At 73.0% G+C, this 17,199-nt stretch carries 17 protein-coding genes; 8 read left to right on the top strand and 9 right to left on the bottom strand.

The genetic code is table 11. The features are described 5' to 3' along the window. On the bottom strand, window positions 1-1,221 hold the full coding sequence (locus tag ACFV9D_RS08870) for an NAD(P)/FAD-dependent oxidoreductase (protein WP_385143075.1): 1,221 nt from the start codon (window positions 1,219-1,221) through the stop codon (window positions 1-3). A 211-nt stretch (window positions 1,222-1,432) separates the two neighbouring features. Here ACFV9D_RS08870 and ACFV9D_RS08865 point away from each other — a divergent pair, with 211 nt between their 5' ends. The 3 genes from ACFV9D_RS08865 to ACFV9D_RS08855 are packed head-to-tail and all read left to right on the top strand — an operon-like array spanning window position 1,433 to window position 3,933. Beyond that, on the top strand, window positions 1,433-2,932 hold the full coding sequence (locus ACFV9D_RS08865) for a ferric reductase-like transmembrane domain-containing protein (protein WP_385143072.1): 1,500 nt from the start codon (window positions 1,433-1,435) through the stop codon (window positions 2,930-2,932). After that, on the top strand, window positions 2,925-3,116 hold the full coding sequence (locus ACFV9D_RS08860) for a hypothetical protein (RefSeq protein WP_385143069.1): 192 nt from the start codon (window positions 2,925-2,927) through the stop codon (window positions 3,114-3,116). Before ACFV9D_RS08865 ends, ACFV9D_RS08860 begins: the two co-directional genes overlap by 8 nt. 37 nt (window positions 3,117-3,153) lie before the next feature. After that, window positions 3,154-3,933 (top strand): sulfite exporter TauE/SafE family protein, encoded by a 780-nt coding sequence (locus ACFV9D_RS08855; protein ID WP_385143066.1) that lies wholly within the window; start codon window positions 3,154-3,156, stop codon window positions 3,931-3,933. A gap of 30 nt (window positions 3,934-3,963) precedes the next feature. Here the strand turns inward: ACFV9D_RS08855 and ACFV9D_RS08850 are convergent, their stop codons facing one another. From ACFV9D_RS08850 to ACFV9D_RS08830, 5 genes are all read right to left on the bottom strand, one after another. After that, complete coding sequence (locus ACFV9D_RS08850; RefSeq protein ID WP_385143063.1) at window positions 3,964-4,581, bottom strand: class F sortase; 618 nt, start codon at window positions 4,579-4,581, stop codon at window positions 3,964-3,966. 124 nt (window positions 4,582-4,705) lie between these two features. After that, window positions 4,706-5,212, bottom strand: coding sequence for a hypothetical protein (locus ACFV9D_RS08845; protein ID WP_385143061.1), 507 nt, complete (start codon window positions 5,210-5,212; stop codon window positions 4,706-4,708). 238 nt (window positions 5,213-5,450) lie between these two features. Then, the gene (locus ACFV9D_RS08840) at window positions 5,451-5,855 is read right to left on the bottom strand and encodes a hypothetical protein (protein WP_385143058.1); all 405 of its coding nucleotides are present in this window, start codon (window positions 5,853-5,855) and stop codon (window positions 5,451-5,453) included. Next, window positions 5,852-7,561, bottom strand: a complete 1,710-nt coding sequence (locus ACFV9D_RS08835; protein WP_385143055.1) for a right-handed parallel beta-helix repeat-containing protein — start codon at window positions 7,559-7,561, stop codon at window positions 5,852-5,854. Before ACFV9D_RS08835 ends, ACFV9D_RS08840 begins: the two co-directional genes overlap by 4 nt. Before the next feature lie 87 nt (window positions 7,562-7,648). Then, window positions 7,649-8,422, bottom strand: coding sequence for an aminotransferase class IV (locus ACFV9D_RS08830; protein ID WP_385143052.1), 774 nt, complete (start codon window positions 8,420-8,422; stop codon window positions 7,649-7,651). Window positions 8,423-8,513: 91 nt separating this feature from the next. Here ACFV9D_RS08830 and ACFV9D_RS08825 point away from each other — a divergent pair, with 91 nt between their 5' ends. From ACFV9D_RS08825 to ACFV9D_RS08805, 5 genes are read left to right on the top strand one after another with little or no spacing between them, the layout of a single operon-like run. Then, complete coding sequence (locus ACFV9D_RS08825) at window positions 8,514-9,143, top strand: NADPH-dependent FMN reductase (RefSeq protein ID WP_385143049.1); 630 nt, start codon at window positions 8,514-8,516, stop codon at window positions 9,141-9,143. Between the two features lie 15 nt (window positions 9,144-9,158). Continuing rightward, entirely contained in the window at window positions 9,159-10,892 is a 1,734-nt protein-coding gene (locus ACFV9D_RS08820; protein ID WP_385143046.1) for an ABC transporter ATP-binding protein, read from the top strand. Continuing rightward, the gene (locus tag ACFV9D_RS08815) at window positions 10,889-12,724 is read left to right on the top strand and encodes an ABC transporter ATP-binding protein (protein ID WP_385143043.1); all 1,836 of its coding nucleotides are present in this window, start codon (window positions 10,889-10,891) and stop codon (window positions 12,722-12,724) included. The genes ACFV9D_RS08820 and ACFV9D_RS08815 overlap by 4 nt, the downstream gene beginning before the upstream one ends. A gap of 15 nt (window positions 12,725-12,739) precedes the next feature. Next, window positions 12,740-13,063: a divalent-cation tolerance protein CutA gene (gene cutA / locus ACFV9D_RS08810; protein WP_385143040.1), complete on the top strand. Its 324-nt coding sequence runs from the start codon at window positions 12,740-12,742 to the stop codon at window positions 13,061-13,063. Further along, window positions 13,060-13,455, top strand: coding sequence for a gamma-glutamylcyclotransferase family protein (locus ACFV9D_RS08805; RefSeq protein ID WP_385143038.1), 396 nt, complete (start codon window positions 13,060-13,062; stop codon window positions 13,453-13,455). The genes cutA and ACFV9D_RS08805 overlap by 4 nt, the downstream gene beginning before the upstream one ends. Here ACFV9D_RS08805 and ACFV9D_RS08800 read toward each other — a convergent pair. From ACFV9D_RS08800 to ACFV9D_RS08790, 3 genes are all read right to left on the bottom strand, one after another. Next, window positions 13,406-15,592, bottom strand: a complete 2,187-nt coding sequence (locus ACFV9D_RS08800; RefSeq protein ID WP_385143035.1) for a molybdopterin oxidoreductase family protein — start codon at window positions 15,590-15,592, stop codon at window positions 13,406-13,408. The genes ACFV9D_RS08805 and ACFV9D_RS08800 overlap by 50 nt on opposite strands. 96 nt (window positions 15,593-15,688) lie before the next feature. Next, window positions 15,689-16,426, bottom strand: a complete 738-nt coding sequence (locus tag ACFV9D_RS08795; RefSeq protein ID WP_385143032.1) for a vancomycin high temperature exclusion protein — start codon at window positions 16,424-16,426, stop codon at window positions 15,689-15,691. A 31-nt stretch (window positions 16,427-16,457) separates the two neighbouring features. Further along, window positions 16,458-17,186, bottom strand: a complete 729-nt coding sequence (locus ACFV9D_RS08790) for an aquaporin (protein WP_385143029.1) — start codon at window positions 17,184-17,186, stop codon at window positions 16,458-16,460. Window positions 17,187-17,199 lie beyond the last annotated feature (13 nt).

The raw sequence follows: 17,199 nt of genomic DNA, 5'->3' as shown, positions 1-17,199 counted from the left end.
TCAGGAGCCTCCGTCATGGGTGAGCAGATGAAGCAGGGGGGCGTCGGGCAGGGCTTCGTCGCCCTCCCACGCCCGGGCGAGCGTTCCGACCGCGGCGAGATCGCCGAGGAGCACGCCGCCGACGAGCCGGTCGCCGCGGACGACGACCTTGCGGTAGGCGCGCCGGGTGGCGTCGGTCAGCTGGACGACGTCGTCCCCGGGCAGGGGGGTGGCCTCGCCGAAGGAGGCGAGATCGAGGCCGACGGGCCCGGAGAGGGTGAGGCGGGTCAGAGCGCGGGTGCCGGTGTAGCCGGCCTGGCCCGTGGCGTCGGCGACGGGCCGCGCCCCGGGCGCCTCCGACTGGAGGACGGTCGCGAGGACGTCCGCCTGTTCCAGGGCCGGGCCGGCCAGGCCGTAGACGCGGCCGTCGTGTTCGGCGCAGTCGCCGATGGCGTGGATGAACGGGTCGGAGGTCCGCAGCTCGTCGTCGACGACGATGCCCTTGCGGACCTCCAGACCGGCGTCCTGCGCGAGACCGACCCGGGGCCTGACCCCGCATGCCAGCACCACGACCTGGGCGTCGAGTACGAAGCCGTCGGCGAGTTCCACGGCCGTGACCGCGCCGTCCTCCTGGCGCAGACCGCTGACCCGGCACTCGGTGTGCACCTCGACGCCCAGCGACTCCACGTGCTCGCGGAGCAGCGCGGAGGCGTGGACGTCCAGCTGGCGTTCCATCAGCCGTTCGCCCTGCTGGGTGAGCACGACCTCGGCGCCGAGCGCCGCCAGTGCGCGGGCCGCGGAGACCCCGAGCAGCCCGCCGCCGATGACGACCGCGCGGACCCCGGGCCGGACGAGCTCCCGCAGCTCCAGACAGTCGTCGAGCGTACGGAACGGGTGGACGCCCGAGGGCAGCCGCGAGCCGCGCAGTCCGCGCAGCGGCGGAAGCACCGGGTTGGAGCCGGTCGCCAGGACCAGCCGGTCGTATCCGACCGTCGTCCCGTCCTCGCACTCCACGATCCGGGCGGCCCGGTCGATCCGCGTCGCCCGCACCCCGCGCCGCACCGGCTCCTGCGGAGCGGGCAGCGCGATCACCTCGGGCGCGTACCGCCCGGCGAGGACGTCCGCGAGCAGCACCCTGTTGTACGGTGCGTGCGGCTCTTCGCCGAGCAGGGTGACGGGCAGGCGCTGGGCGAGCCGGACGCCCGCCGTTCCGCCGCCGACCACCACGATCCGTGTACTCATGTACCGAAGAGTGCGGGGCGGGTGTTACCCATCGGCATCCCGTTTGTTTCCCGTACGGAACGCTGATCTCAGACGTGCGGGGTTCGCACTGTGAGGCGGGCGGGTGTGAGGCTTAACCGGTGGTCAGGGCGTCCTCAAGGGGGCCTTAAGGATCGCGGGGGAGGGCCTGACCTGGGGTTCTCGTATACCGGCGGACCCTAGTGTGCGGTGTGTGACGACCGAGGTTCAGGAACCCAGCCATCCGGCGCTGGCCGCGTATCTGGCGCAGCGGGGGGTGCGGCCCGCTGGGCAGCGGGTGGTGCAGGAGCGGGGCCGGGTGCGGCTCGGTGGGGGGTTGTGCCCACCCTCCCCCAGACTTCGTCCGGGGGGACCCCCACCGCCCTGCGGAACGTATGCCCACAACCCCCGTCTGGCGCCCGAGCGGCTCCGGCTCGGCATCGTCGTCGGCGCCGGAGGTGTCGCCCTCCTCTGGGGAGTGCAGGCCGAGCCCTCCGCGCGTATCGACTCCGTCTTCGCCGCCGGCGCGCACCTCACCGGGCTGCTCGCCGGGTACGGGGTTCTCGTCATGCTGTTCCTGATGGCCCGCGTCCCCGCCGTCGAGCACGGTGTCGGTGCCGACCGGCTCGCCCGGTGGCATGCCCGCGGCGGGCGGTACGTCCTCGGCCTCATCGGGGCCCACGCGCTCCTCGCCCTCTGCGGGTACGCCGTGCACACCCGTACCGACCTCGTCGCCGCCACCCTCGGGCTGCTCTCCTACCCCGCGCTCGTCGCCGCCACCGCCGGCACCGCCCTCTTCGTCGCCGTCGGGGTCACCTCCGCCCGGGCCGCTCGGCGGCGGCTGCGGCACGAGACGTGGCGGGCGGTCCATCTGCTCAGCCATCTCGCCGCCGCCCTCGGCTTCGTGCACCAGCTCGCCGGGCCCGACCTCGCCGGGAGCGTGCTCGCCGTCTGGGGCTGGTCGATGGCGCACGCGACCGTCGCCGTCCTCCTCGTCTGGTACCGGATCGTCGTCCCCGTCCGGCAGGCGCTGCGCCACGCCCTGCGCGTGACCGAGGTACGCGACGAGGGCCCCGGCGTCGTCTCGGTGACCATCCGGGGCGCCGGTCTGGAACGCCTGTGCGCCGAACCGGGGCAGTTCTTCCGCTGGCGGTTCCTGACCCGCAGGCTCTGGCGGACCGCCCTGCCCTTCTCCCTCTCCGCGCCCGTCCACGACGACACCCTGCGCATCACCGTCAAGGCGCTCGGCGACCACACCCGCCGGATCCGACGGCTGCGCCCCGGCACGCGGGTCCTGGCCGCCGGCCCGTTCGGCGCGCTCACCGCGCACCGCCGCACCCGCCGCAAGGTGCTGCTGCTCGCCGGGGGCGTGGGCATCACCCCGATGCGGGCGCTCTTCGAGACCCTGCCCGGGGGGCCGGGCGACGTGACGCTGCTGTACCGGGCCTCTGACGCGGAAGGACTCGTCCTGCGCGCGGAACTGGAGCGGATCGCCCGCGAACGGCAGGCCGCCCTCCACTACCTCCTCGGCCCGTCCGACGCCTCCTTCGACCCCCTCGCCCCCCAGGCCCTGCGCGATCTCGTGCCCGACCTCGCCGCCCACGACGTCTATCTGTGCGGGCCGCCCGCGATGGCCCGCGCGGCCACCGACGCACTCGTCCGGGCCGGGGTCCCCGCCCGTCGTATCCACTCCGAGGACTTCAGCCATGACTAAGCACCGCGCCCGGCGCGTCCACCCCACCGACCGCGCCCGTCGGCGGCTGGCCGCAGGACTCCTCACCGCGGGTGCCCTCGCCGCGACCTTCCTGACCGTCGCCGTCGACCCCGCCGCGCCGCCCGCGCCCGACCGGGCACCGACCGGCACAACCTCAGACGTAGCTCAAGTCTCCCGGGATTGATGGACGGCACAACCATCGTCTCCCTAGGCTCGCGACCATGCCTGACATCTCCCTGACCACCGTCGTCCTGCTCTGTGTCGCCGCACTCGTGGCCGGCTGGATCGACGCCGTGGTCGGCGGGGGAGGGCTCCTGATGCTGCCCGCGCTGCTGCTCGGCCTCCCGCAGGTCCCGGCGGCCCAGATCCTCGGTACCAGCAAGGCCGTCGCGATCGTCGGCACGTCCGGCGCCGCCGTCACGTACGTACGCAAGGCGCCCGTGCAGGTGAAGACGGCGGTACGGATCGGGCTCGCGGCCCTCGCCGGCTCCATGGGCGGCGCCTTCTTCGCGGCCGGGATCAGCAGCGACGTACTGCGCCCCGTGATCATGGTGGTGCTGGTGGGCGTTGCCGCGTTCGTGATGCTGCGGCCCTCCTTCGGGACCCAGGGGGAGGACAAGGCGCCGGTCGGTCGGGGCCGCATCGTCACCGCGATCGTGCTCGTCGGTGGCGGGATCGGCTTCTACGACGGTCTGATCGGGCCGGGGACCGGCACGTTCCTGGTCCTCGCGCTCACCGCCGTGCTCCATCTCGACCTGGTGAACGCCTCAGCGACCGCCAAGATCGTCAACGTCTGCACCAACGCGGGAGCGCTCGCGATGTTCGCCTACCAGGGCAGCGTGCTCTGGCAGCTGGCAGCGGTCCTGGCGGTCTTCAACCTGGCCGGCGGGATGGTCGGGGCGCGGATGGCGCTGAGCAAGGGCGCCGAGTTCGTCCGCGGGGTGCTGCTGTTCGTCGTCTTCTCGCTGGTCGCGAAGCTCGCCTTCGACCAGTGGGCCTAGGGCCTGTCCGGGGGCCTGTCCCAGCAGCCGTCAGCGCACGCCGATGAGGTGGCCGAAGGCGACCACGTTGCCCTGGTAGCCGGCCTTCTTGGAGAAGGAACCACCGCAGGTGATCACCCGCAGTTCGGCGCGGTCCGCCTCCCCGTAGACCTTCGCGTCGGGGAACTCCTGGTTCTCGTACACCTCGACGGCGTCGATCGTGAACACCGCCGTACGGCCGTCCTCCCGGTCCACCTCGATCCGGTTGCCCTTCTTGAGCGCGCCGAGCGCGTAGAAGACGGCGGGGCCCTGGGCGTTGTCGACATGGCCGGCGACGATCGCGGTGCCCTCGGCGCCGGGCGTGGTGCCGCCCTCGTACCAGCCCGCCATGTTGCGGTTGCCCGCGGGCGGCACGTCGAGCGCGCCGTCCGGGTCGAGCCCGAGCCGCATCATGGGCGTGTCGACGTCGATCTCGGGGATGCGCAGCCGGACGGGCGCGGAGGGCGGCAGCGGGTCGGCGGCGGCGTCGGTGTGCGCGTTCGGCCCGGCAGCGAAGGCCTGGGCGGCCGACGGGACCGGCGGGGTGACGTTCTCCGAACCGTTCTGGACGAGCCAGATGCCGACGCATGCGGCGACGGCTATGCCCCAGCCCTTGCTCCTGCTGCTCACGGTCTGCCCTCTCGGGGTCGTGCGGGGATGTGGCCCTGCCCCCGCCGGGCCTCATGCGGGCGCGCGGCGGGGGCAGGACGCGGGCGGTACGCCCAGGGAAGCCCGGGGGAAGCCCGGGGAGCCCCTAGCGGCCCTGCGCGCCGCTCGCCCGGCGGCGCAGGAGCCAGGTACCGCCGACGGCAGCCGCGGCCAGCACCGCCGCGCCCACCGTGACCTGGGCGGTGTCGGGGCCGACGCTGCCCCCGACACCGGTCTTGACGTGACCGCTCGGGCTCTTGTGCTTGACGACGAGGTCGCCGCGAGCGGTCTTGCCGTTGTCGCAGGCGACGCTGATGCCGAACGTGCCGGGCTTGGCGTGCTGCGGAACCGTGAACTGACCGACCACGACCTCCTTGTGCGTGCTCGGATTCAGCTCGAACTCGCCCGCGCCGAGCGAGTTGGCGTCCCCGATGCCGTGCCCGTGCTTCCCGCAGGCGAGGGTGTTGACGGTGACGGTGGTGCCGGGGGTGGCGGAGGAGGGGTAGACCTCCAGCGACTCGGAGTCCCCGGCGTACGCCGCCGGCGCGACGAAGGCGCCGATCGCGGCGACCGTCAGCGCGGTACCGGTGAGCAGACGGGCAGTGGTGCGCATGGGGTCCTCCGGGGCGCGCGAGCGGTCTTCCGTAGGACCGAGGTAAGTGCCGCGGCGCGCCCCGCGCCTGCTGATGGAGAATCAGAATTACGCCGTCCGGTACGGTGTGTCGCCTGGCGGACGGACGTTTGTGCAGGTCGGGGAGGGTCATCGGGCGTCAGCTGACGTCCCGTGCCGAACGGGTGACGGGCCCGGAGAGCGCGTTGCTCCGGAGCGACACGCTCCGGGGCCCCGCACGTCAGACGATCAGGCCCTCGATCGCCGCCAGGGCCCACTCCTGCGCGCCCACCGTCGTACCGGCCGCGACGCCGGTCGCGACGGGGGCCAGGGCTCCCCTGAGCATGGCGAGCGCGCGGCGCAGCCGGCCCTCCTCAGGCCGGTCGGGCCGGGTGATCTCCGCGAGGACCTCGCCGGCGGCCGCCTCGGCGTCCTCGCGGTCCTGGTCGGAGAGGCCCGCGTGGGGCAGCTGGCGGAGCAGCTCCGCGACCCGCTCGGCGAGGGCCTCGTAGCCGGGGGCGACGGCCGTGCTGTTGTCCTGCTGGTTCTGGGTGACCGTCTCGTTGTTCCAGGCGAACTGGTTGTGGGAGGCGGGGCCGTTGAACACCGGCCCGTCGTAGTTGTTCACGCTGTGCGGGTCACTCATGTGCCGGGACCGTCCTCTGTCGTCTGCCGCTGGATGGCGTTGTCGTTGTTCCACGAGAACTGGCTGTTGATGACTGTGCCGTTGACGACCGCTCCGTGGTAGTTGTTGATGACCGTCGGTGTCTGCTCGGACGTGCGGATGGTCTTGCGGACGATCGGCAGCGACGTACGCAGCCGGACGAGCTCGACGCGGCCGTTGTGCACCACGGCAGACCCCTGCGTCCCGTTCACGGAGCAGTCCACCAGGCGGCCCCCGCTCTCGTCGGCGAAAGCGGCGCCCGCGCTCGCGCAGTCGGTGAACTCGCTGTTCGCGACGTCCAGGTAGCCGGACCCGCTCCCGGTCAATCCGGTTCCCTCGGACCCGTTCACGGTGAGGTCCCGCGCGAAGAGCTTCCCCTTGCCGGACATGACGACGGCACCGACGGCCACCGCCGTGACGTCGCAGTCGTGCACGCGCAGCTGCGCCTCCTCGCCGGCGAAGAAGCCCACGACCGTGCGCTCCGCCGTGACCTTCTCGAGCGTGATCCTGGACTGGCCGAGCGCGGTCACCGCGGTCTCGACGTCGCGGAACACCACGTCGGTGAGGCCGGCCGTCGTGCCGCCGTCACCCTTGGTGTCCAGGCCCAGCCCGCAGCGGTCCACCCGGACGTGCTCGAACACGCCCCCGGATCCGTCCCAGACCCGCAGCGCGGAGTTCGTCAGATCCTCGACCCCGACGCGGGTGAACCGGCCTCTGCCGCCCTCGGCGACGGCGATGCCGACGTTGCCTCCCGAGATGCGGCAGTCGTCGACCTCCGGCGCGCCGCCCTGACTGGAGTACACCGCGATGTTGCGCGCGCCGACGACCGAGCAGTCCTCGAACCTGCCACGCGCCGCGGACTGGACGTTGATGCCGGAGTCGCGGCAGTCGGTGAGCACGCAGCCCCGCACCACCGGGTCGGCGCCGCTCGCCGCGGCGATCCCGTGCTGCGCGTCGGTGACGCGGGTGCGGTCCACGGAGCCCCGGGACTGCTGGACGAACATGACCCCCTCCGCGTGCACGGCGGTGATCGCGCAGTCGGCCACGGCGAGCTCCGCCCGGGTGTCCGCCATGAGGGCCGCGTTCCCGGTGCCGGTCAGCTCGCAGCCGACGACCTCGGCGCGCGCGTCGCAGACGCGTACGCCGTGGATCGCGCTGCCCTCGATCCGGCTGCCCCGGACGGACAGCCGGGCGCCCTCGATGGCGGCGATCGCGTTGTCGGCGGCGTCGGTGAAGCGGCACCGCTCGATCACTCCGGCCGACGCGGTGAAGAGGGTGCGGCCGTGCAGGAAGACGCTGTCCCGCAGGGTGACATGGGTGTTCGGCCGCGCGTGCGCGCCGACGCCGCCCGGGGTCCGGACCTCCACGTGCTCGAGCGTGAGCGTGCCCCGCGCGCAGGCGACGACATCGGCGTCGGGGTCACGGCTGGTCAGCACGAGGCCGTCGACGTGGACCGCTCCGTACGTCTCCAGTACGGTCCCGCGCAGCCGGTTCACCACGACGGAACCCGGCCCTGCGGCCGCGGTCAGCCGGACTTCGCCCTGGACGACGAGGCTCTCCTCGTACAGGCCGGGCGCGATCTCGATCAGCGCAGGCCGGCCCCGCGCGGCGGCGGCGCGCAGGGCGGACGTGATGTCGGGGTGGGCGCGACGACCGCCGTGCGGCGAGACGACGTACCTCGCGACCATTCCCGCCCCCCATGTGCGCCCACCAGGATCATCGATGGTACCGGAGGTGGCCCAACGCCCGTCGGTTCCCGGTGAGTTGCCGTGGCCCTACAACGCGTCCCACGGCACCGACGCCATCGCCCCGTACACGCGCCCCATCAGCTCCTCGTCCACCGTGAACTCCACCCCGTCGATCTCCGCGACCGGCGAGATCCCCCGGGAGTTCGTCACGAAGGCCGCACGGAAGCCCGCGAGGTCGCCCCGGGTCACCCGGCGGCGCACCGAGTCCAGGCGGTCCTCCAGCAGGCTCATCGTGATGCCGTGCAGGCAGGGGGCCGCCGGCCAGACCAGCGAAGTGCCGTCCCAGAAAGCGATGTTGGTGACCGCGCCCTCGGCGATCTCGCCGTCCGGGGACGTCAGCAGCGCCTCGTCGAAGCCCTCGCGCCGCACCGCCTCCCCGTAGTACGTCTGGCCGAAGCCGCCCAGGTGCTTGATGTGGGGCGCGGGCCGCCAGTACGGGACGGACTTCAAGCGCTGCGGGGTCGGGACGTGCGTGTACGGCTCCCGCACGGTCACCACGGTCCGGGTCCCTCCGGCCGTCAGGTCAGGGTAGACGTACACCCGCGCCGCCGCGTCCCGACGGCCCGCCGACTCCAGGGCGCCGCGCAGCAGGGCCCGTACGCGATCCCTGTCGACGCCCTCGTCGAACAGCTCCCGGCCGGCGCGGTCGAGCCGGTCGAGGTGCAGGTCGAGGCCCTGGACCCGGCCGTCGCGCACCTGCGCCGCGGTGAAGTGGCCGTAGCCGGTCATGAGCTCCGCGAGGAGGTCCGGGTCGCCGGCGGGGGAGCCGTCGATCTCGATGTGCGGGGGAGGTGTCGTCATGACCTCACCGTAATGCGGAAACGCAGGCGCACATCGGCGCTCGAAATCGGCGCTTGACCTCAACCAAACTTGAGGTACCAAGCTCCTCGGCATGGACATCACGAACTCCGCGGCCTCCGCGCATTCCGCCCACTCGGCCGACTCCGCACCCCTCAAGCTCGCCGTCATCGTCGCCAGCAACCGCGAAGGCCGCTTCGGCCCCGTCATCGCCGACTGGTTCCTCGGCCGTACCGCCGAGCGCGACGACTTCACCGTCGACGTCGTCGACCTCGCCGACATCGATCTGCCGACCTCCCTCTCGTACGACCCCGACGCCACCGTCCGTGCCGAGCTGGCCAAGGTCTCCCCGGTCCTCGCCGCCGCCGACGCCTTCGTCGTCCTCACCCCCGAGTACAACCACTCCTTCCCCGCCTCCCTCAAGTCCCTCATCGACTGGCACTACACCGAGTGGCAGGCCAAGCCCGTCGGCTTCGTCTCGTACGGCGGGATGGCCGGCGGTCTGCGGGCCGTCGAGCAACTGCGCCAGGTCTACGCCGAGATGCACGCCGTCACCGTCCGCGACACCGTCTCCTTCCACAACGCGCACGGGCACTTCGGCGAGGACGGCCGGCACAAGGACCCCACCGGACCCGACGCCGCCGCCAAGTCGATGCTCGACCAGATCGCCTGGTGGGCGCACGCGCTCAGGTCCGCCAAGTCCACCCGCCCGTACGCGGCTTGAGGAGGGACCGGATCCATGCTGCTCCGACTCGTCGGCGGCCGGCTGCGGCCCTACCGGCGCACCCTGGCCCTGGTCGTGCTCCTCCAGCTCGTCCAGTCCCTCGCCTCCCTGACCCTGCCCACCCTCAACGCCGACGTCATCGACAACGGAGTCCTGCGCGGCGACACCGCCCATGTCCTGTCCGGCGGAGGCCTGATGGCCGCCGTCACCCTCCTCCAGGCCGCCGCGGCCGGCGCCGCCGTCTACTTCGGCGCCAAGATCGCCATGGGGGTCGCCCGCGATCTGCGCGCCACCGCCTTCCGTCGCGCCCAGGACTTCTCCGCCCGCGAGATGAGCCGCTTCGGCACCGCCTCCCTCATCACCCGCACCACCAACGACGTCCAGCAGGTCCAGACGTTCGCCGTCCTCGTCCTGACCATGCTCGTGGCCGCACCCCTGATGTGCGTCGGCGGCATCGTCATGGCCCTCGACCAGGACGTCCCCCTCGCCCTCCTCCTCCTGCTCTTCGTCCCGCTCATGGCCGGGGCCGTCGGCGCGGTCGTCCTGCGCATGCGGCCGCTGTTCCGCGGGATGCAGGAGCGCGTCGACCGGGTCAACCGCGTGATGCGCGAACAGATCACCGGCATCCGGGTCGTCCGCGCCTTCGTCCGCGACCGGCACGAGCAGCGGCGGTTCGGCGCCGCCAACGACGAGCTGCGCGAGGTCGGACTGCGGGTCGGCCGGCTCCAGTCCGTGATGTTCCCGATCGTGCTGATCGTCTGGGAGCTCGCGACCGTCGCCATCGTCTGGGCCGGCGCCCACCGGATCGAGTCCGGCGCCCTGCAGGCCGGTTCGCTGATCGCGTTCCTCGGCTACCTGCTCCAGATCATGATGTCGGTGATGATGGTGCTCTTCCTGATGATGCACATGCCCCGCGCCGAGGTCAGCGCCGAACGCATCCAGGAGATCCTCGCCACCGAGCCGTCCGTCGCCCCGCCCGCCGCGCCCGTCCACGAGCTGCGGGGGCCGGGTCAACTGGACATCGTCGGCGCCGACTTCAGCTACCCCGGCGCCGAGGAACCCGTCCTGCGCTCGGTGAGCCTCACCGCCCGCCCCGGCAGCACCACCGCCGTCATCGGCTCCACCGGCAGCGGCAAGACCACCCTCCTCGGCCTCGTCCCGCGCCTCTTCGACGCGACCGGCGGCGAGGTCAGCGTCGGCGGCGTCGACGTACGCACCATGGACCGCACACTGCTCGCCCGTACCGTCGGACTCGTCCCGCAGAAGCCGTACCTCTTCTCCGGCACGGTCGCGAGCAATCTGCGGTACGGGAGGCCCGAGGCCACCGACGAGGAGCTGTGGCACGCGCTGGAGGTCGCCCAGGCCGCCGACTTCGTGGCGGACCTCCCCGAGGGACTCGACGCGCCGGTCACCCAGGGCGGCACCAACCTCTCCGGCGGCCAGCGCCAGCGCCTCGCCATCGCCCGGGTCCTCGTCGCCCGCCCCCGGGTCTACCTCTTCGACGACTCCTTCTCCGCACTCGACTACCGCACCGACGCGCTGCTGCGCGAAGCGCTCAGGCACGAGACCGCGGACGCGACCGTCGTCATCGTCGCCCAGCGCGTCTCCACCATCCGCGACGCCGACCGGATCGTCGTCCTCGACCAGGGCCGGGCCGTCGGCAGCGGCACCCACGAGGAACTGATGCGGGACAACGTCACCTACCGGGAGATCGTCCTCTCCCAGCTCACCGAGGAGGAAGCAGCGTGAGTGCCCCCCAGCGCCGGGGACCCGCCGTACAGCAGCGCGGTCCCGGCATCAGCACCCCCTCGCTCGAACGATCCCTGGACTTCCGCTCCTCCGGCCTGCGCCTGCTGCGCACCATGGCCCCCGAACGCCCCCGGCTGCTCGCCGTGCTCGCCGCCGCGGCGGTCGGCGTCGCGCTGGCCGTCCTCAGCCCGATGATCCTCGGCCACGCCACCGACCTCGTCGTCTCCGGCGCCGCGGGCCCGGCCGGCGTCGACTTCCCGGCGGTCGCCCGGGTGCTCGTCGTCGCCCTCGTCCTGGTCGTCGGCTCCGCCGGGCTCAACTGGCTGCAGCAGCGGCTCGCCACGACCGTCGTCCAGCGGGCCGGCCACCGGCTGCGCGAGGAAGCCCAGCACAAGCTGGCGCGGCTGCCGCTCTCGTACTTCGACCGACAGCCGCGCGGCGAGGTCCTCAGCCGCACCACCAACGACATCGACAACATCACCCAGACCCTCCAGCAGGCCTTCAGCCAGATGGTCCGGGCGCTGCTCACCCTCGTCGGCGTGCTGGTGATGATGTTCTGGATCTCGCCCCTGCTCGCGCTCGTCGCACTGGCGACCGTGCCCGTCTCGCTGCTCGTGGCCGCCCGGATCGGCAAGCGCGCCCAGCCGCAGTTCGTGAAGCAGTGGGCCGTCACCGGGCGCCTCAACAGCCATGTGGAGGAGATGTTCACCGGCCACGCGGAGGTCGTCGCCTTCGGCCGGCGCGACGAGGCGGTGGCCCGCTTCGACGAGCTCGGCGAGGAGCTGTACGCGGCGAGCTTCCGCGCCCAGTTCATGTCCGGCTTCATCCAGCCGGCCCTCACCTTCGTCGGCAACGTCAACTACGTCCTGATCGCTGTGGTCGGCGGGCTGCGGGTGGCGAGCGGGACGCTGACCGTCGGAGACGTCCAGGCGTTCATCCAGTACTCGTACGAGTTCAACGGCCCGATCACCCAGGTCGCGGCCATGGCCAATCTGCTCCAGTCCGGAGTCGCCTCCGCCGAGCGGGTCTTCGACCTCCTCGACGCCGAGGAGGAGTCCCCGGCGCCCGCCGGCGCGGTGCGCCCGGAGACGGTCACCGGCCGGGTCTCCTTCGAGAAGGTCTCCTTCCGCTACGAGCCGGAGAAGCCGCTCGTCGAGGAGCTGTCGTTGACGGTGGAGCCGGGTCAGACGGTCGCGATCGTCGGCCCGACCGGCGCGGGCAAGACGACTCTGGTGAACCTGCTGATGCGGTTCTACGAGGTGACCGGCGGCCGGATCTCCCTCGACGGCGTGGACGTCTCGACGATGTCCCGGGAGGACCTCAGGTCCGGGATCGGCATGGTGCTTCAGGACACCTGGCTGTTCGGCGGCACGATCGCCGACAACATTGCGTACGGGGCGTCCGGGGCGGTGTCGCGCGAGCGGATCGTCGAGGCCGCCATGGCCACCCACGCCGACCGGTTCATCCGCACCCTGCCCGACGGCTACGACACCGTCCTCGACGAGGACGGCGCCGGGCTCAGCGCCGGCGAGAAGCAACTCATCACGATCGCCCGGGCGTTCCTGTCCGAGCCCGCGATCCTGGTCCTCGACGAGGCGACCAGTTCCGTCGACACCCGCACCGAGGTCCTCATCCAGCGGGCCATGTCCTCCCTCAGGGAGGGCCGCACCTCGTTCGTCATCGCCCACCGGCTCTCCACCGTCCGGGACGCGGACGTCATCCTCGTGATGGAGGACGGGGGCATCGCCGAGCAGGGCACGCACGAGGAGCTGCTGGCCGCGGGCGGCGCCTACGCCCGGCTGTACGCGGCCCAGTTCGCGGCGGCGGCCTGACGGTACGGTGACGGCGTGACCCTCGCACTCACCGTACTGACCACGACCGACAGCGCCGCCAAGGCGCAGGAGCTCGCGCGCGGGGCGGTCGAGGCCCGCCTCGCCGCCTGCGCGCAGATCTCCGGGCCGATCACCTCCGTCTACCACTGGCGGAAGGCGATCGAGACCGAGGAGGAGTGGCAGGTCCTGTTCAAGACGACCGAGGCGCGCTACGAGGAGCTGGAGGCCCATCTCCTCGCCAGGCACGACTACGACACCCCGGAGATCGTCGCCACCCCGGTGGTGCGGGCCTCGGCCGCGTACCTGGAGTGGATCGAGACGGAGACCGCGGCGCCGTGACGGAGCTGCCCTTCTTCGTCTACGGCACCCTCCGCCCCGGTGAGTACAACCACGACCGGTTCCTCCTCGGCCGCACGGCGACGGAGGAACCGGCCCGGCTGTCGGGGGCGCTGCTGTACGACGGCCCCGGCTATCCGTACGCGATGCCGGGCGAGGGCCGGATCGCGGGCGACCTGGTGACCGCGGCGCCCGGGGCGTACGGCGAACTCCTCGCCGAACTCGACCGGGTGGAGCTCCCCGCCGGTTACGAGCGGGCGGCACGCACGGTCGTACGGCTCCGGGACGGCGCGGCCGTTCGCGCCTGGGTCTGGTTCGCGGCGCCCGGCACCCCGCACGGCCCGCTCATCGAGGGCGGGGACTGGCGGGCTCGAGGCGGACCGCGCACACCTTGAACTCGGGCATCCGGGAGACCGGGTCGAGCGCGGGGTTGGTGAGGGTGTTCGCCCGGCCCTCGCCCGGCCAGTGGAAGGGCATGAAGACGGTGTCCGGCCGGATGGTGGTGGTGACCCGGGCGGGCGCCACCGCCCGCCCGCGCCGCGAGACCACGGCGACCTGCTCGCCGTCGGCCACTCCGAGCCGCTCCGCGAGCCGCGGGTGCAACTCGACGAAGGCGCCGGGCGCCGCCGCGTTCAGCTCCTCGACCCGCCGGGTCTGCGCCCCGGACTGGTACTGGGCGACGACCCGCCCGGTCGTCAGCACGATCGGGTACTCGGCGTCCGTCTCCTCCGCGGCGGCCCGGTGCACGACGGGCACGAACCGCGCGCGGCCGTCGGCGGTCGCGAACCGGTCGAGGAAGAGCCGCGGGGTGCCGGGGTGCGGCCGCGGGGCCTCCCCGTCCGACCGCGCGGCGCCGGTTTCCGCCGCGGCCCCGGCCGGGCCGGATCCGGGCAGCCCGGCCCCCCGGGCCGGTTCCTCCGCCTCCTCCGGGCAGGGCCAGAAGACGCCGTTCTCCTCGCGGATGCGGCGGTAGCTGATGCCGGAGTAGTCCGCCGGGCCGCCGGCCGAGGCGCGGCGGAGTTCGTCGAAGACCTCCTCCGGGTCCGTGGGGAAGCCCTTCTCCCAGCCGAGCAGCGCGGCCAGCGCGTGCAGCACCTCCAGGTCGCTGCGGACCCCCTCCGGCGGGGTCAGGGCGCGCTGCCGCAGCAGGACCCGGCCCTCCAGGTTGGTCGTGGTCCCGGTCTCCTCCGCCCACTGGGTGACCGGAAGGACTACGTCCGCCAGCTCCGCCGTCTCCGACAGGACCACGTCCGCGACGGCAAGGAAGTCGAGCGAGCGCAGCCGCTCCTCGATGTGCGCGGCGCGCGGCGCCGAGACCACCGGGTTGGAGCCCATGAGCAGGAGGGACTTCACCTCGCCGCCCAGCGCGTCGAGGAGCTCGTACGCGCTGCGGCCGGGGCCCGGCAGGGATTCCGGGGCCACCCCCCACACCTTCGCCACGTGCGCCCGCGCGGCCGGGTCGTCGAGCTTCCGGTATCCGGGCAGCTGGTCGGCCTTCTGACCGTGTTCCCGGCCGCCCTGGCCGTTGCCCTGGCCGGTGAGGCAGCCGTAGCCGGAGAGCGGCCGGCCCGCCCGCCCCGTCGCGAGGCAGAGGTTGATCCACGCGCCGACCGTGTCCGTCCCCTTCGACTGCTGCTCCGGGCCCCGCGCGGTGAGCACCATCCCGGTCTCCGCGTCGCAGAACATCCGCATGGCGTCACGGAGTTGCGGCACCGGCACGCCGGTGATCCGCTCGACCAGCTCCGGCCAGTGCGCCATCGCCCCGGCCCGGGCGGCCTCCCAGCCCTCCGTACGGTCCCTGACGAACTCCTCGTCCACCCGGCCGTCGGCCACCACCAGGTGCAGCAGCCCGAGCGCGAGCGCGAGGTCGGTGCCGGGGCGGGGCGCGAGATGGAGGTCGGCCTGCTCGGCGGTGCGGGTGCGGCGCGGATCGACGACGATGAGCTTCCCGCCGTTCTCCTTCAGCTCGGTGAGGTAGCGCAGCGCGGGCGGCATGGTCTCGGCCAGGTTGGAGCCGACGAGGATCACGCAGCCGGTGCGGGGGATGTCCTCCAGAGGGAAGGGAAGCCCCCGGTCGAGCCCGAAGGCCCGCTGGTGCGCGGCCGCCGCCGACGACATGCAGAAGCGGCCGTTGTAGTCGATCTGCGAGGTGGCGAGGACGAGCCGGGCGAACTTGCCGAGCGTGTACGCCTTCTCGTTGGTGAGGCCGCCGCCGCCGAAGACCCCCACGGCATCGGGTCCGTGGTCGGCGCGGGTCCGGCGCAGCCCGTCGGCGACGGCGGCGAGTGCCTCCTCCCAGGAGGCCGGTTCCAGGGCACCTGTGTCAGGGCATCGGACCAGGGGCCCGGTGAGCCTGACCCGGGAGGAGAGCACGGCCGGGGCGGTGCGGCCCTTGCCGCAGAGCGCGCCCCGGTTGACCGGGAAGTCCGTCCGCTCGACCACCTCGACGGTGCCGCCCTGCGGACGCAGTGACATGCCGCACTGGAGGGCGCAGTAGGGGCAGTGCGTGGGGGTGGTGACAGCCTCGGACATGCGGAAAGCATGCGACGGGCGTGTTACGGGAGGGAGCGTGGCGGATTACAAGTCACGTGCCATCTGCTCCCCCGGACCCCGTCCCCGACGTGAGGGTCAGCGTGCCGAGGCGAGCGCCTCGGTCACGCCCTCCTCGCGCTCCCCCAGGAAGTGCGGGTCCGGCCGTACGGCCGCGTCCAGGGCCGCCTTGCCGGCGGCGACCAGCTCCCGGACGCCGCCGTAGTAGAAGACGGAGTCGTGGGGTTCGACGACCTTCACGCCGTACGACTCGATGCCGGCCGCCCGGCAGAGCGCCACCGCCCGCTTGATGTGGAAGTCCTGGGTGACCAGGACGGCCCGGTCGACGCCGAAGATCCTCTTGGCACGGACGCAGGAGTCCCAGGTGTCGAAGCCCGCGTAGTCGCTGACGATCCGGCCGTCCGGCACCCCGCGTTCGGTGAGGTACGCGCGCATCGCGTCGGGCTCGTCGTATTCGATGCGGCTGTTGTCGCCGGTGACGAGGACGACCTTGACCTTGCCGGCGCGGTAGAGCTCGGCGGCGGTGTCGAGGCGGTGCGCCAGGTACGGGGTGGGGCGGCCTTTCCAGAGACCGGCGCCGAAGACGACGGCGACGTCCTGGGCGGGCACGTCGGCGGTGGTCCGCAGCCGGCTGTCGGCGACGGCGTGCGTCCAGGTGGCCGGGGCGAGGGCGAGGACGGCGCCCAGCATCACGGCCTGGACGGTACGGCGGCGGGCCCGGGTCGTGCGCGGCAGCGGCAGCGGCAGCGACCGCGGCGTCAGCCGCTTCAGCCGGGCGGCCACCGCTGCCCGGGCCGGTACGCGTACGCGTCGCATGGACGAACCTCCGTCGATCTTGCCTGCCCCGTCACCCCTTTCGACGCGGAAAGGAGCCGTTCGGTTCGCTCCGGCCGTACAGAAGAGCGGCGAGGGCGAGGCCGAGCAGCGTGCCGAGGAGCTGCGCCCCGATGAACGCGGGCAGCGAGGCGGGGGCGATTCCGGTGAAGGAGTCGGAGAAGGCGCGGCCGACCGTCCCGGCCGGGTTGGCGAAGGAGCCCGAGGAGGTGAACCAGATGGCCGCCAGGAGGTATCCGCCCACCGCGACCGGGGCGAGCGAGGAGCGGTCGATGCGGCGCAGCCCCTGGACGAGCAGGACGAGTCCGGCGGTGGCGACGGCCTCGCCGAGCAGCAGGTGGGTGCCGGAGCGGACCTGTGTGGACCAGGTGCCGGGCGTCCGCCCGAACATGGCCTCGGCGAGCAGGGCCCCGGCGACGGCGCCGGCGAACTGGGCGGCGAGGTAGACGGCGACCTCGCGGACGCCCGCGGCGCCGTCCTCGCCCCGCCGGGCCCACCACTCGGAGAGGGTGACGACCGGGTTGAGATGGCCGCCGGAGAGCGGGCCGAGGAGGGCGATGAGCAGGCCGAGGCCGAGGGCGGAGACGAGCGAGTTGGCCAGCAGGCGCACCCCGACGTCCTGGCTGAGCGCGGCGGCCTGGATGCCCGAGCCGACGACGACGGCCACCAGCGCCGCGGTGCCGACGAGTTCGGCGACGGCCCGTCTGAGGAGTCCGGGGGCAGGAGAGGGATTCATTCGCATGGCGGAAAAGATA

This window comes from Streptomyces sp. NPDC059875 (genome assembly GCF_042731085.1).
In the GTDB taxonomy this organism is placed as follows: domain Bacteria; phylum Actinomycetota; class Actinomycetes; order Streptomycetales; family Streptomycetaceae; genus Streptomyces.
Note: the sequence above shows the minus strand (reverse complement) of the source record. Positions and strands in the feature narration are given on the sequence as shown.

Coding starts and splice junctions, on each gene's coding strand:
- ACFV9D_RS08870 (WP_385143075.1), bottom strand. CDS start 1,221: ATGAGTACACGGATCGTGGTGGTCGGCGGCGGAACGGCGGGCGTCCGG.
- ACFV9D_RS08860 (WP_385143069.1), top strand. CDS start 2,925: ATGACTAAGCACCGCGCCCGGCGCGTCCACCCCACCGACCGCGCCCGT.
- ACFV9D_RS08855 (WP_385143066.1), top strand. CDS start 3,154: ATGCCTGACATCTCCCTGACCACCGTCGTCCTGCTCTGTGTCGCCGCA.
- ACFV9D_RS08845 (WP_385143061.1), bottom strand. CDS start 5,212: ATGCGCACCACTGCCCGTCTGCTCACCGGTACCGCGCTGACGGTCGCC.
- ACFV9D_RS08840 (WP_385143058.1), bottom strand. CDS start 5,855: ATGAGTGACCCGCACAGCGTGAACAACTACGACGGGCCGGTGTTCAAC.
- ACFV9D_RS08835 (WP_385143055.1), bottom strand. CDS start 7,561: ATGGTCGCGAGGTACGTCGTCTCGCCGCACGGCGGTCGTCGCGCCCAC.
- ACFV9D_RS08830 (WP_385143052.1), bottom strand. CDS start 8,422: ATGACGACACCTCCCCCGCACATCGAGATCGACGGCTCCCCCGCCGGC.
- ACFV9D_RS08825 (WP_385143049.1), top strand. CDS start 8,514: ATGGACATCACGAACTCCGCGGCCTCCGCGCATTCCGCCCACTCGGCC.
- ACFV9D_RS08820 (WP_385143046.1), top strand. CDS start 9,159: ATGCTGCTCCGACTCGTCGGCGGCCGGCTGCGGCCCTACCGGCGCACC.
- ACFV9D_RS08800 (WP_385143035.1), bottom strand. CDS start 15,592: ATGTCCGAGGCTGTCACCACCCCCACGCACTGCCCCTACTGCGCCCTC.
- ACFV9D_RS08795 (WP_385143032.1), bottom strand. CDS start 16,426: ATGCGACGCGTACGCGTACCGGCCCGGGCAGCGGTGGCCGCCCGGCTG.
- ACFV9D_RS08790 (WP_385143029.1), bottom strand. CDS start 17,186: ATGCGAATGAATCCCTCTCCTGCCCCCGGACTCCTCAGACGGGCCGTC.